13 protein-coding genes are annotated in these 13,345 nt (G+C 75.0%); 5 read left to right on the top strand and 8 right to left on the bottom strand.

The features are described 5' to 3' along the window. Positions 1 to 107 precede the first annotated feature (107 nt). Positions 108 to 1,319, bottom strand: a complete 1,212-nt coding sequence (locus SNE206_RS18580) for a sedoheptulose 7-phosphate cyclase (RefSeq protein ID WP_407914517.1) — start codon at positions 1,317 to 1,319, stop codon at positions 108 to 110. Positions 1,320 to 1,764: 445 nt separating this feature from the next. Here SNE206_RS18580 and SNE206_RS18575 point away from each other — a divergent pair, with 445 nt between their 5' ends. Further along, positions 1,765 to 3,447: a glycoside hydrolase family 13 protein gene (locus SNE206_RS18575; RefSeq protein ID WP_407914516.1), complete on the top strand. Its 1,683-nt coding sequence runs from the start codon at positions 1,765 to 1,767 to the stop codon at positions 3,445 to 3,447. A 193-nt stretch (positions 3,448 to 3,640) separates the two neighbouring features. On the opposite strand, the gene SNE206_RS18570 is transcribed toward SNE206_RS18575, so the two are convergent. After that, entirely contained in the window at positions 3,641 to 4,003 is a 363-nt protein-coding gene (locus SNE206_RS18570) for a DoxX family protein (RefSeq protein ID WP_407914515.1), read from the bottom strand. 81 nt (positions 4,004 to 4,084) lie between these two features. Then, positions 4,085 to 4,579 carry a carboxymuconolactone decarboxylase family protein gene (locus SNE206_RS18565; protein ID WP_407914514.1) on the bottom strand — a complete coding sequence of 165 codons (495 nt, stop codon included), beginning with the start codon at positions 4,577 to 4,579 and terminating at the stop codon, positions 4,085 to 4,087. A gap of 175 nt (positions 4,580 to 4,754) precedes the next feature. On the opposite strand from SNE206_RS18565, the gene SNE206_RS18560 reads away from it, so the two are divergent. Beyond that, positions 4,755 to 5,693, top strand: coding sequence for an RNA polymerase sigma-70 factor (locus SNE206_RS18560; protein WP_407914513.1), 939 nt, complete (start codon positions 4,755 to 4,757; stop codon positions 5,691 to 5,693). Between the two features lie 180 nt (positions 5,694 to 5,873). Here the strand turns inward: SNE206_RS18560 and SNE206_RS18555 are convergent, their stop codons facing one another. Further along, positions 5,874 to 6,896 (bottom strand): polyprenyl synthetase family protein, encoded by a 1,023-nt coding sequence (locus tag SNE206_RS18555; RefSeq protein ID WP_407914512.1) that lies wholly within the window; start codon positions 6,894 to 6,896, stop codon positions 5,874 to 5,876. A gap of 206 nt (positions 6,897 to 7,102) precedes the next feature. Next, on the bottom strand, positions 7,103 to 7,957 hold the full coding sequence (locus SNE206_RS18550; protein ID WP_407914511.1) for a helix-turn-helix domain-containing protein: 855 nt from the start codon (positions 7,955 to 7,957) through the stop codon (positions 7,103 to 7,105). A gap of 192 nt (positions 7,958 to 8,149) precedes the next feature. Between SNE206_RS18550 and SNE206_RS18545 the strand changes: the two genes are divergently transcribed. From SNE206_RS18545 to SNE206_RS18535, 3 genes are all read left to right on the top strand, one after another. After that, positions 8,150 to 8,749, top strand: a complete 600-nt coding sequence (locus tag SNE206_RS18545) for an NADPH-dependent FMN reductase (RefSeq protein ID WP_407914510.1) — start codon at positions 8,150 to 8,152, stop codon at positions 8,747 to 8,749. A gap of 381 nt (positions 8,750 to 9,130) precedes the next feature. Beyond that, positions 9,131 to 9,967 carry an undecaprenyl-diphosphate phosphatase gene (locus SNE206_RS18540; RefSeq protein ID WP_407914509.1) on the top strand — a complete coding sequence of 279 codons (837 nt, stop codon included), beginning with the start codon at positions 9,131 to 9,133 and terminating at the stop codon, positions 9,965 to 9,967. A gap of 168 nt (positions 9,968 to 10,135) precedes the next feature. Continuing rightward, on the top strand, positions 10,136 to 10,771 hold the full coding sequence (locus SNE206_RS18535; RefSeq protein ID WP_407914508.1) for a GNAT family N-acetyltransferase: 636 nt from the start codon (positions 10,136 to 10,138) through the stop codon (positions 10,769 to 10,771). 47 nt (positions 10,772 to 10,818) lie between these two features. Here the strand turns inward: SNE206_RS18535 and SNE206_RS18530 are convergent, their stop codons facing one another. The 3 genes from SNE206_RS18530 to SNE206_RS18520 all read right to left on the bottom strand — a co-directional run bounded on the left by SNE206_RS18530 (position 10,819) and on the right by SNE206_RS18520 (position 13,272). Continuing rightward, the gene (locus SNE206_RS18530) at positions 10,819 to 11,148 is read right to left on the bottom strand and encodes a hypothetical protein (RefSeq protein ID WP_407914507.1); all 330 of its coding nucleotides are present in this window, start codon (positions 11,146 to 11,148) and stop codon (positions 10,819 to 10,821) included. Between the two features lie 127 nt (positions 11,149 to 11,275). After that, positions 11,276 to 12,061: an alpha/beta fold hydrolase gene (locus SNE206_RS18525; protein WP_407914506.1), complete on the bottom strand. Its 786-nt coding sequence runs from the start codon at positions 12,059 to 12,061 to the stop codon at positions 11,276 to 11,278. Continuing rightward, the gene (locus SNE206_RS18520; protein WP_407914505.1) at positions 12,058 to 13,272 is read right to left on the bottom strand and encodes an MFS transporter; all 1,215 of its coding nucleotides are present in this window, start codon (positions 13,270 to 13,272) and stop codon (positions 12,058 to 12,060) included. Before SNE206_RS18520 ends, SNE206_RS18525 begins: the two co-directional genes overlap by 4 nt. Positions 13,273 to 13,345 lie beyond the last annotated feature (73 nt).

Genomic DNA, 13,345 nt, shown 5'->3' with positions numbered 1-13,345 from the left:
TGCGGGGACGGACGGGCGGCAGGCGGACGGGCGGACGGCAGGCGGACGGGCGGACGGCGTGCGGGGGCGGGCGGCGGAGCCCGGCGCGCACGGGAGGGGGCCGGGCGTCAGCGGGCCACGGCGAGCGGCCCGGGCCGGACGGCGAGCGCGTCGAGCGCCTCCTCCAGGGCGGCGGGCGGGACGTCCTCCAGGTCGTCGACGAACACCGCCGAGCCGATCCCGTCCGGCACGACCAGGTGCAGGCGCCGGCCGCGGCGCTCCCAGGAGGCCCGCAGGGCGCGGTCCATGAGCTCGGGCGTGCACGTGGCGGGGTCGTGGACGGGCAGGCCGAGGGCGGCGACGAGGCGGACGATCCGCTCGCACTCCTCCGCGCCGATCAGCCCGAGCACCCGGGCGAGTTCGGTGGAGATCGCCATGTCGATGGCGACGGACTCGCCGTGCGCGATCCGGTAGTCGCTGGCGGTCTCGACGACCGGTCCGAAGGTGTGCCCGAAGTCGACCAGGCGGGCCAGGTCGTGCTCGCGGAGGTTCGGGCGGAGCTCCTCCATCATGAGTGCCATGGAGGTGCGCAGCACGTAGTCCTCCAGGCCGCGTCCGCGGGCCGCGGCCGGCAGCCACGCGGGCTCCGGGGCGGGCTGCCGGAACACCTCCGGGTGCTCCTCCAGCGCGCGGAAGAGGTCGGCGTCGCGGATGATCGCCATCTTGGCGATCTCGCCCAGCCCGCACCGGATCTGACGGTCCGGCAGGCTCCGGAGGAGGGCCGGGTCGTTGATCGAGGCGTGCGCGGGATGGTAGGCGCCGAGCATGTTCTTGGTGCCGAGCGCGTTGACGCCGGTCTTCACGCCGACACCGACGTCGACCTGCCCGACCAGCGTGGTGTTGACCTTGATGTAGCGCACGCCCCGGCTGTAGATCGCCGCGGCGAACCCGACCAGGTCGCAGGTGACACCGCCGCCGACGGCGATCATCACGCCGCGCCGGTCGAGGCCGGCGGCCTTGGCGGCGGCGCAGATCTCCTCGACGGCGTCCATCGTCTTGTGGTCCTCGCCGCCGCCGATCCGCACCACATGCCAGTTGCCCGGGGCGAGGTGCGCGGCCAGGTAGCGGCGCAGCCGTTCGCCGTACAGCCGGTCGACGGTCGGGCCGAGGAAGGCGACGGCCCTGCGCCCCTCGACGGCACGGGCCAGCAGGGGGTTGTCGGGGTCGAGGACCCCGTCGGTGATGTCCACGCGATAGGAGATCCCGTCCGGCGAGGTGAGGGTGAATCCCCCCTCGTCGGATCCGACACCGTCTTCGGCGACTGTTGTCTGCGCCGTCACGACACTCCTCGGATCGGCCGGCTCGATGCCGGACTGACCGTCAACTGCGGTAACCGGGGCTGATTCAAACAGTCGATCGACCTCGACGGCAAGGATCTTCGGAAATTTGCTGCAAGTACTTGCAGGCGCACCGACCCGCTGCAACCATCAGGTCCATGACCGGTCCGTGTGCCTCCCGTCCGGGGCGTCCACCGGTCTCCCCCACCGCGCCGGACCACGCCCGGACCCCACCTGACCAGCCGTTCCCGCACGGCAGTTCACGCTTCGGCGGCCCCACGGCCCGGATCGTCGCACCCGGCGCGGCCGGCCCGCACGCCCGGCGGCCACGCCTCCCGGACGGCCCGGCGCCCCGGTGCGGCCGCCCCGGCCGGAACACCGCCGTCCGGGTGGGCCGGACCGGGCACGGCCGTCCCCACCCACCCACCGCCAGCCGAGGAGATCTCCCATGACCGCACCCACCACCGCAGCCCCGGCCAGGGGTCGCACGCATCCGGGCTGGTGGCAGGAGGCCGTCATCTACCAGGTCTACCCGCGCAGTTTCGCCGACGCCGACGGCGACGGCTGCGGCGACCTCGCCGGCATCCGCAGCCGGCTCGGCTACCTGCGCGACCTCGGCGTCGACGCGCTCTGGATCTCGCCGTTCTACACCTCGCCGCAGGCCGACGGCGGCTACGACGTCGCCGACTACCGGGCCGTCGACCCGGTCTACGGCAGCGTCGCCGACGCCGACGGACTGATCGCCGACGCGCACGCCCTCGGGCTGCGGGTCGTCGTCGACGTCGTCCCCAACCACTGCTCCGACCAGCACCCGTGGTTCCACCAGGCGCTGCGCGAGGGCCCGGGCTCACCGCTGCGCGAGCGCTTCCACTTCCGTCCCGGCCGCGGCGCGGACGGCACCGCGCCGCCGAACGACTGGATCTCGCTCTTCGGCGGCCCCGCCTGGACCCGGACCACCGACCCCGACGGCACCCCCGGCGAGTGGTACCTGCACCTCTTCGCCCCTCAGCAGCCCGACCTCAACTGGGACTCCCCCGCCGTGCAGGACGAGTTCCGCTCGATCCTGCGGTTCTGGCTCGACCTCGGCGTGGACGGCTTCCGCGTCGACGTCGCCCACGGCCTGGTCAAGGCCCCCGGCCTGCCCGACCTCGGCCACCGCGAACAGCTCGCCCTGCTCGCCGAGAAGCGGGTGCCGTACTTCGACCAGGACGGCGTGCACGAGATCTACCGGTCCTGGCGCACCGTGCTGGAGGAGTACCCGGGCCAGCGGATCGCCGTCGCCGAGGCCTGGACGGACACCCTCGACCGCACCGCCCGCTACGTACGCCCGGGCGAGCTCCACCAGGCCTTCAACTTCAAGTTCCTGAACGCCTCCTGGGACGCCGACCAGCTGCGCGAGCTCGTCGCCCTCTCGCTCGACGCCATGCGGGCCGTCGACGCACCCACCACCTGGACGCTCTCCAACCACGACGTCGTCCGGCACGCCACCCGGTACGCCGACGGCGACCCCGCCCGCGGCGTCCGCCGGGCCCGCGCCGCCGCCCTGCTGATGCTCGCCCTGCCCGGCTCCGCCTACCTCTACCAGGGCGAGGAGCTCGGCCTCCCCGAGGTCACCGACCTGCCCGACGAGGTCCGGCAGGACCCCTCGTTCCTCCGCCCCGACGGCGGCAACGGGCTGCGCGACGGCTGCCGCGTGCCGCTGCCCTGGTCGGGCACCGAGGCGCCGTACGGCTTCGGCCCGGTGCCGGGCGGCCCCGCCTGGCTGCCCCAGCCCGCCGCGTGGGCCGCGCTCAGCGTGGAGGCCCAGGCCGGCGACCCGCGCTCCGTGCTGGAGCTCTACCGCAGCGCCCTGAGCGTGCGGCGCAGCCACCCGGCACTCGGCGCCGGCCGCGCGGTGGAGTGGCTCGACCTCGGCCCCGGCGTGCTCGCCTTCCGCCGCGACAGCGCGGAGGGCGCGCTGATCTGCACCGTCAACACCTCCGGCCGTCCGGTGCCGGTCGACGGCTCCGCGCTCGGCGTCCTGCTGCTGTGCTCCGCCGAACCCCCGTCGGCCGTCGCCGCCGGGGCCGCCGGGGGCGGGGCCGGGTTCCTGCTGCCGGCCGACAGCACGGCCTGGTGGCAGGCCCCCTGACCGGCCGGGGCGGCCCCGGCCGGGGCCGCAAGGGCGCCGGACTGCGGGATGCGCCCCGCGGCCCGGCGCCCGGAACACCGGGGTCCGTTGCGAGGTGACCACGGGATACGACGCATTGGCCGTGCGGTACGAAGCAACAGTGCCGGTCGCAGCCGTCGACGAACGGCTGCGACCGGCACTTTCAGAACAGACCTCAGAAGCGTCCCACCGCGATGAAGAGCGCGACCGCGAGGTAGACGGCATTCACCGCCACGAGCCTGTACTGGCCGAGGCGGCCGTGGGCGACCATCGCGCCGACCATCAGGGCGATCCAGCAAGTGGCGGTGACCGGGACCATGACCGGTGCGGTGCCGAGTGCCCTGGGCAGCACCAGGCCGGCCGCCGCCAGGAGTTCGAGGGCTCCCAGGGCCCTGATGGCATCGGCGCGGAATCCCGCGGTCCATTCGGCGCCGTGGATGGTGGCGAGCTTCTCCTTCGGGACGAAGGACTTCGTGAAGCCCCCGGCGAGCGCGACCAGGGCGAGCAGACCGGCGGCGATCCAGAGTGCGGAATTCATGTCCCCTCCTTCGGTGCAGTTGTCGTGCTGACATGCCGGCCCCGTGGGTCGTCCCGGGCCGGACGGTGACCGGCGTGCCGGTCAGTCGGCCGTTCCGGCGAACTGGCCGGGCTGGTAGGAGCCGCCGGGCTGGCGGACGATGACGCTCATGCGGTTGGTCGCGTTGATCAAGGCGACGAGCATCACCAGATCGGACAACTGGTCCTGGTCGTAGTGCTGGACGGCGTCCGCCCAGACCTCGTCGGCCACGCCGCCGGCCGCGTCGGCGATGCGGGTGCCTTCCTCGGCCAGCGCCAGCGCCGCGCGCTCGGCATCGGTGAACACCGTGGATCCGCGCCAGGCCGCGACCAGGTTGATGCGGGTGGCGCTCTCCCCGGCGGTCGCGGCGTTCTTGGCCCACACGTCGGTGGCGTAGCCGTCGCCGTTGATCTGGCTGGCCCGCAGCAGTACCAGCCCCTGGGTGGCGGCGGGCAGGCTCGACTCCGTCAGGATCGTCCTGCTCGCCGTGCCGAAGTGGGCGGCGGCCTTGGCCGCGGTCGCCGCCGGGTTGCCGAACAGACTCAAACGAGCGGTCATGGTGTGCTCCTTGCATCTCGTCGTCGGTCGAAGTCGAACAGGAGATGCCGGTCGCCGGAGGTGCGTGACAGTACGGCGATGTGACCTGCATCACCGAAGATCGACGTCACGAAGCCGACGGGACCGGCATCTCGTGTGCGGCACCATGAAGATCCAGAACGGACGGGAGCCCGCTATGAGCGAGCGCAGTGACCGAACCGCACAAGCCGCCGAGCCGCCCACTGATCGCGGCGGTGCGGATCGCGCCACCGAGGCCTTCGTCGCCCACCGAAACCTGCTGTTCACCGTCGCCTACGAGATGCTCGGCTCGGCGGCCGACGCCGAGGACGTGCTGCAGGAGACCTGGATGCGGTGGGTGGGGGTCGATCCGGACACCGTGCGCGATCCGCGCGCGTACCTGGTCCGGATCACCACCCGCCAGGCCCTGATGCGGCTACGGACGCTTCGCCGGCGCAAGGAGACCTACGTCGGCCCCTGGCTGCCCGAGCCGCTGCTGACCGCACCCGACGTCGCCGAGGACGTCGAGCTGGCCGACGGCGTGTCGATGGCGATGCTGCTGGTGCTCGAAACGCTCACGCCCACCGAGCGCGCGGTGTTCGTACTGCGGGAGGTGTTCGGCCTGGACTACGACGAGATCGCCGGGGCGGTGGGCAAGAACCCGGTGGCGATCCGGCAGATCGCGCACCGGGCACGGACCCATGTCGCCGCGCGCCGGCCCCGCGGCGCCGTGTCCCAGGCCGAGAACCGCGTGGCCCTTGCGGCGTTCCGGCGGGCAGTGGAAACCGGTGACCTGCAGAATCTGCTCGACCTGCTCGCCCCGGACGTCGTCTTCCTGAGCGACGGCGGCGGAGTCGTCCAGGCCGCGCTCTCGCCCGTCACGGGCGCCGCGTCCGTTGCCGGCCTGCTGACCGCGGGACTTGGCAGGATCGCGGGTTCCGCATCGGTCCGGGCGGCGCAGGTCAACGGTCACGCCGCACTGATCGTCCAGATCGGCGGGCGGATCGAGGGCGTCATCGCGGTACGGACCGAGGACAGCCTGATCACCGGGCTGTACTTCGTGCGCAACCCCGAGAAGTTGTCGCGCCTCGAAGAGGAGACCCCGCTGCGCCGCTAGGACGGTCGCCCCGTGGAGGCGTCCACCGATCCGGAGAATGCGCCGTCGCGGCGGGCGCTGCGCCGCAACGGCTCCAGCCGGGCCGCTGCCGGTCCGTCACGTCCCCTCGCGCCGCACCATGATCAGCGCAGGCCGGGATCCACTTTCGCAACAGGCCCCGGTCCGGCCGGATCCGGCGCCTCAGCCCACCTCGGCGGTGATCGCGCGGACGAACCGGGCGAGCTCCGCCCGCGCGGCCGGGTCCGGTACGGCCTCCGGCAGCTCCCGGAGCGCGGCCTCCGCGTGCTCGCGGATCCGCTCCTCCAGCCACGCCCGGCCGCCGCACTCCTCGACGAGCGCGGCGACCCGCCGCAGCCCGTCCGGGCCCGGCTCGGCGGTGTCGTCGTAGTACGCGGCGAGCTGGTCGCGGGCCGGCCCGCGGGACTGCAGGGCGAACGCCGCGAACGCCCGGGCCTTGCGCCGCCGGAGGTCGGCGAAGGCGTCCTCCAGGTCGTCCCGCGAGGTGCCCCAGACCCCCTCCCAGTCGTCGAAGTAGGCCATCGCCATGCCCGCGTGGTAGCCGAACCGCTCGGCCGCCGCCACCTCGTCCTCCGACGCCCCGCGGACCACCGCACCGACCACGCAGACCCCCGCCGTGGGCATCGCGATGGTGCTCTCCAGCAGCCGCTGCGCCGCCGGCAGGCTCATCCGCGAGGAGCCCTCGCCCTCCAGGTCGAGGATCTGCCCGGAACAGCACTCGCGGACCGCGAACGCCGCCCGCCGGGCCAGCTCCCGCGCGGCCTCGCCCGGTTCGGCGGCGAGCAGCTCGAACGCCAGACAGTGCAGGGCGACCCCGACCTGGATCGCGGAGGGCACACCGACCGCGTTCCACAGCGTCGGCCGGCCCTTGCGCACCATCTCGCGGTCGCCGATGTCGTCGTGCACGGTGCCCGCCGCGGAGAGCAGGGTGCCCGCGACGGCCGCCGTCCGCACCGCGTCCCAGGCCGCCCGGCTGCTGCCGGCGCAGAGCAGCGCGAGCAGGGCCGGGCGCCGCCGGAACCCGACGGGCACCGAGGGCCGTCCGTCGGCGTCGACCCACCCGAAGTGGTACTCCGCCATCCGGCGTACGGGCAGGCTCAGCCGCCCCACGGCCTCGCGCAGTGCGGGTTCCAGGTAGGCGGTCACGTCCTCGGCGGTCTGCTGCGCGGCACGGTCGGTCTGCACGGGGCTCTCCCGGGGGGGTCGGCACGCGGGACGGAGGTCGGCCCGCCCTGCCATGACCGCCCGGCGGCCCACCGCGCGCAACCCGGCGCCGCCCGCGGCGGCCCGCCCGGGCGACAGCAGCCGCCCGTACCAGGGTGCCGCCGCCGTGCCGGGTTCCGCCCGCCGTGCACGGGCCACCGGGCCACCGGGCCACCGGGCCGGGTCGGCTAACCGGCGAGTGCGCGCAGCGCACCGGGCCGGCGTCCGGCCAGCCGGTCGAGCGCGGCGGCTGCACGGTCGTCGGCGGGGAGGTGGACGACGAGCCGCAGGCCGTCGTCGGCCGGCAGGTCGAGGATCTCGTAGGCGAGCCGGAGCGTTCCTTCGTCCGGGTGGAGCAGCCGTTCGACCCCGGTGGTGCGCGGCAGGCCGGGCACCTCGGCGAGGCGCCGGGTGAAGGCGGCGCCGGCGGCGAGGGCGAGCTCCCCGGCGAGCGCGGCGATGTGGCGGTCGGACCGGCCGGGGCCCTGCTTGAGCGCCGCGACCTGCTGGTCGGCGACGCACTCCCAGTCGGGGAAGGCGGTGCGGGCGCGGGCGTCGGTGAAGACGAAACGGGCGAGGTTCGGCGGGGTGCCGTCCAGGAGGCCGGCCGGCCCGACGAGGCGCCGGTAGCCCTCCGTGCAGGCGACGACGTCCGAGAGCCGGTTGAGCAGCACGGCGGGGGCCGGCTCCAGACGGTCGAGCAGGGCCTGCACGGTGGGCCGCACGGTGGCGGTGGGCCCGGCCCCGCCGGTGCAGGTCAAGCCGCCGTCGGCCGCCTTGGTGAGACGGTGCAGGTGGACGCGTTCGGCGGTGGTGAGACGGAGGGCGTCGGCGAGCGCGGCGAGCACCGGGGCGGAGGGCCGGCGGTCGCGGCCCTGCTCCAACCGGGTCACGTACTCGACGCTGACGCCGGAGAGGGCGGCGAGTTCGGCCCGGCGCAGGCCGGGGGTGCGGCGGCGGGGGCCGGTGGGCAGGCCCGCCTCGGCGGGGGTGACGGCCTCCCGGCGGCTGCGCAGGAAGAGTCCGAGCTCGTTGTCGCTCACCGGTCGAACGTAACAGCCGCCCGCCGCCCGGGTCGTGGCCCTGTCACTACCAGTCCCGGCCCGGTCTCCCTGCGGGCGCGGCGGCCCGGCAGGTTGGTGGTGCGGGCCCGGCGGATGCCGTCCGCGCCCCGCCCGCCGTCTCCGTCCCCACTCCGTTTTCACTCCGTCTCCACTCCGTCAGGGAGCCTTCCCGTGCCAGACACCCCTCTGCACCTCCTCGTCGTCACCGGCAGCGTCCGGGAGGGCCGGTTCGGCCCCACGGTCACCCGCTGGTTCGCCGAACAGGCCGCGCTGGACAGCCGGTTCACCGTCGACACCGTCGACCTCGCGGACGTGGAGCTGCCGCTCGCCCTGCCCGCGGTCCCGCCCGCGCTCCGACCGGACCTGCCGCGGCCCGCCGGAATGGCCGCGCTGACCGACCGCCTCGACGCCGCCGACGCGGTCGTGGTGGTCACGCCCGACTACAACCGGAGCTTCCCCGCCGCCCTGAAGGCCGCGATCGACTGGCACTACACCCAGTGGCAGGCGAAGCCGGTCGGCTTCGTCGGCTACAGCGGCGCGAGCGGCGGCCTGTTGGCGATCGAGCAGCTGCGGCAGGTCTTCAACGAGCTGCACGCGCACACGGTGCGCGCGTACGTCTCGTTCCCCCGTTACTACGAACTCTTCGGGCCGGACGGCACGTTGAAGGATCCCTCGGGGCCGGCCGGCGCGGCACGGCTGATGCTGGACGGCCTGCACTGGTGGGGCGAGGCACTGCACGAGGCCCGCCGGGCGCGGCCGTACCCGGCCTGACCGCGGCCCGGCGGGGCGGCAGCCGCACACCGGCGGCCCGGCTCGGCGCGGCTCGGCGCGGCTCGGCGCGGCACGGCGCGGCACGGCACGCGGTCGGCGGGTGCGGCTCCGGAGGGGACATCGGTGGAACACTGCGGAGCGGTCGTCCTCCACGGCCGCAGGTCGTCCGCCCCGCCCTCAGGGGTCCGGGGCGGCGCCGCGGCCACCCGGTTGGACGGCACCCGCCGCGTACGTCTACATTCCTGTAGACATAAACGGCGGGCCGACGCCGGCCCCCCGGGGACCGCCGCACCAGGCCCGTCCGCCGCGTGCCCGGCACGCCTGCCGGACGGCAGGCGTGCGGGGTGTCCGCGGCATCCCTCGGACCATGGGTAGGTGCACGTGAGCGTGATCACCGTCGGACAGGCCGTCGTCCTGGGCGTGGTCGAGGGGGTGACGGAGTTCCTGCCCATCTCCTCCACCGGCCACCTGAAGATCACCGAGGGCCTGATGGGCATCCCGGTCGACGACACCTCGGTCATCGGCTTCACCGCCGTCATCCAGGTCGGCGCGATCGCCGCCGTGCTCCTCTACTTCCGCAAGGACATCGCGCGGATCGTCACCGCCTGGGGCCGCGGCCTGGCCGACCGCGAGGAGCGGTACCACCACGACTACAAGTTCGGCTGGTGGGTCATCTACGCCACGATCCCGATCGTCGTGGTCGGCCTCGCGGCCAAGCCGCTGATCGACGGACCGCTCGCCTCCCTCTGGGTCGTCGCGGGCTCCCTCATCGCCGGCAGCGCGGTCATGTGGGCCGCCGACCGGATGGGCCGCCACAAGCGCGGGGAGGACGACACCGGTTTCAAGGACACGATGATCGTCGGCTCCGCCCAGATCCTCGCCCTGCTCTTCCCCGGTTTCTCCCGCTCGGGCGCCACGATGTCCGCCGGCCTGATGCTCGACCTCGACCGGGTCGCCGCGACCCGGCTGTCGTTCTTCCTCGGCATCCCCGCCCTCACCGGCGCCGGCCTGTACGAGCTCAAGGACGCCCTCGGCTCGGGCATCGACCCGCTGCCCCTCGCCGTCGGCACCGCCGTCTCCTTCGGCGTCGCGTACGCGTCGATCGCCTGGCTGCTGCGGTACGTGGCGAAGCACTCGTTCAACGCGTTCGTCGTCTACCGCGTCGTCATCGGGCTGCTGCTCCTCGGCCTCCTCGGCACCGGCGCCGTCAGCGCCTGACGCCCCGCCCGCGACCTCCGGCACCGGCCCGGCCCGGGCACCCCGCCGGAGCCGAAAACCGCTGGACCCCGCTGACATGATCAGTGGCGGGGCGGCGGCCACCGGCCGCCGGGCGGCGCCCCGCGGCACGGCAGCAGGCGCGGCATCGGACGACGGAGCGAGGGGTCGATGGGTTTCATGCTGGAGGGGCCGGTCCTGGAGGGCGGGCTGGTGCGTCTCGAACCGCTGCACCGGCGCCACGCCGCGGAGCTGGCCGCCGCCGCGGAGGAGGACCGGAGCACGTACGGCTTCACCTGGGTGCCGACGGCGGCCGAGGTCGGGCCGTACATCGACGCGCAGCTCGCCCGCGCCGCGACGGGCAGGCTCGCCCCGTACGCGCAGATCGACCTGGTCTCCGGGCGGGCCGTCGGGGCGACCTCCTACTGGGAGCCGCGGCTGCGGCCGGAGACGGACGAGCTGTACGCCGTCGAGGTCGGCTTCACCTGGCTCGCGCGGTCGGCGCAGGGCACGGGGCTGAACACCGAGTCCAAGTACCTGCTGTTCCGCCACGCCTTCGAGAGCTGGGGCGTGGCCAGGGTCGACCTGAAGACGGACGCCCGCAACGGCCGGTCGCGGGCCGCCATCGCGGGGGTGGGGGCGCAGTTCGAGGGGGTGCTCCGCAACTGGTCCCGTTCCTGGGCGCCCGGCGAGGACGGGTTGCTGCGCGACGCCGCGATCTTCTCGATCGTCGCCGAGGAGTGGCCCGAGCGGCGGGCCGCGCTGGAGGAGCGGATCGCCGCCCGCCGTACGACGCACAGCGGGTAGGGGCCGAGGGGCGGCGGGCAGCCGCGCAGCGGTACGGCCGCCGGGCGTCAGCCGTACCAGGACGCCTCGGTCGGCCGGGCGTGGCGGGGGATCTCCCTCTCCGGCACGGGCAGCTCGGTGCCGTCGGCGACCAGCACACAGACCGGCACGCCGTCCTTCCCGCCGGCCAGGTCGACCCGCACCTCGGCGGGCCGCGGCGGGTACGTCGGCAGGGTCGTCGACAGCACCACCTGCTCCACGTGGCGGTCGTGCACGCGTTCGAGGCCGACCTCCTTGCCGTCGACGAGCAGCTCCACCTCCGGGTGCCGGCCCAGGCGTACGCCGACGGTCACGGAGCAGTCCTCGTACTCGCGGTGGAAGTGGTACGCACGGCCCATGACCGCCTCCTCGTTCGCGCGACCCGGTGCCCTCCATCGTGGCACCGGGCGGGGGCGGCGGCAGATCGGGCGGCGACGGCGACGGGCCGCCCACCCCTTGCCCGGCCCCGCCCCGCCCGCCCCCGCCCTACGTCCGGACGGCCCCGGGCAGCCGGTCGGGCAGCGGGTCGAGCAGGGAGTCGAGCAGGGAGTCGACGAAGCGGCCGCGCGGCTCGGGCCGGGCGGCGAACCACGCGCCGAGCCGGTGGTCGGCCCCGATCTGGAGGAGCCGTGCGAACCGTGCACGGCCACTCCCGAGAGCGGCGGTGACGGCGTCGGTGACGGCCTCGGGGATGACGGCGTCGGTCTCCGGCACGGCGAGCACCGCACGGCTCCGCACGGAGCGGAACACGTCGAACGCCGGGGAGCTGCGCCAGCTGCCGGGGGCGCGGATGATCCGGGTGAAGCCGGGCCCGAAGGGCACGGACCAGGCGTCGGCCGCGTAGACGGCGGGCGCGCACAGGCCGAGGGCGGCGACCCGGGTGCCGTGGTGGGCCGCGAGGTCGGCGACGGTCTGGCCGCTCATGCTGAACCCGACCAGCACCAGCCGGTGGTCCCCGGGCACGTGCCGGTCGATGACGGCGCGCGCCTGCTCGAAGCGCCGCTGCAGGCTCTGGCCCGGCAGCAGGCCGGTGCTGTCGCCGTGGCCTGCGAAGTCGAAGGTGAGGGCGTGGACGCCGCGGGCGGCGAAGTCGGCCATCATGCCCGCGAGCGGGGCCCGGTCGGCGGTGCCCGCGCCGTGCAGCAGCACCGCGGTCAGCGCGGGCCCGGCCGCCGCGGCCCGCTCCCCCGGGGAGGCGGCGGAGCAGCCGAGCTCCTCGGACCCGGCCCGGGTGCGGAAGTGCCGGAACTGCACGCCGGGAGCCGCGGTCACGCGGCCTCGGCCTCCTTGCGGCTGCCGGCGCCGGTGGGCGCGGTCCGCGGGCGCGGGGACGCCAGGATCCCGGCGGTGCACACCGCGGCGGCACAGCACGCCACGGGCAGGAGGAGCGCGAGGTTGAGCGGCACGAGCCGGGTCAGCGGCCCGATGACGGCCGGGCCGGCGAGCATGCCCAGGTAGCCGAGGCCGGCGACCCGGGAGACGTTGGACCCGGCGGCGTCCGGGTCGAGGTGTCCGGCGGCGCTGAACAGCTGGGGGATGCAGCCGGAGAGTCCGATGCCGAAGACGGCCCAGCCCGCCAGGGCGAGCGGGACGCCGGTGGAGAGCGCCGCCGCGGTGAGTCCGGCCGCGGCGACGGCGGAGCCGTACCGGAGCACGGCCGCCGCCCCGATGCGGGCGGCGACGCGGTCGGCGAGCAGCCGCCCGACGGTCATGGCGGTCGCGTAGGAGCCGTAGGCGAGGGCGGCGGTGGCGGAGGGCGCGCCGAGGACGTCCTGGAGGTGGAGCACGCTCCAGTCGTTGGCGACGCCTTCGCAGAGCATCAGCAGGAAGGCCAGTGCGGCCAGCAGCCAGATCCGGCCGGGGGTCCGGCGGCGGCCGGCGGGGCGGTCCGTACCGGCCGCCGCGTCGGCATCGGCCGCGCCGGCCGCGGGCCGCAGGAGGGCCCGGGCCGCGGCGGCGGAGACGGCGAGGCCGAGCACCGCCGTGGCGGTGAGGGTCACCGCCGGGCTCCACCCCGAGGCCAGGGTGCGGGCACCGGCCAGCGCGGCGAGGACGCCGCCGATGGAGAAGGTGGCGTGGAAGGCGGACATGACGGGCCGTCCGTAGCCGCGTTCCACCTGCACGGCATGGGCGTTCATGCTGACGTCGAGGAAGCCGTTGCTGGCGCCGAGGGCGAACAGCGCCGCGCCGAGCGTCCAGGCGTCGTCGGCGAGGCCGGGCAGCAGGACGGCGGCGCTGCAGAGGGCCGCGCTGAGCGGGACGACGGTGCGGACCCCGAGGCGGTCGGTGAGGGGCCCCGCGATCTGCATGCCGGCGAAGGCACCGGCCCCGAGCAGCAGCAGGAGCTGGCCCAGGACGGCGTGGCCGATCCCCGCGCGGTGCTCGATCGCCGGGATGTGGACGACCCACATGCCGAGGAGGAAGCCGTTCAGCGTGAAGTAGGCGAACGTCGCGAGGCGGGCGTTGCGCAGGTGTCTCTCCATGCCGCACAACGTATCGAACATTTTCTGTGTTCGTAACCTTGCGATCCGCACATCACGGGTGTTTGATGTGCGG

The organism is Kitasatospora sp. NE20-6, assembly GCF_045862635.1.
This window is presented reverse-complemented; position numbering and strand designations above follow the sequence as displayed.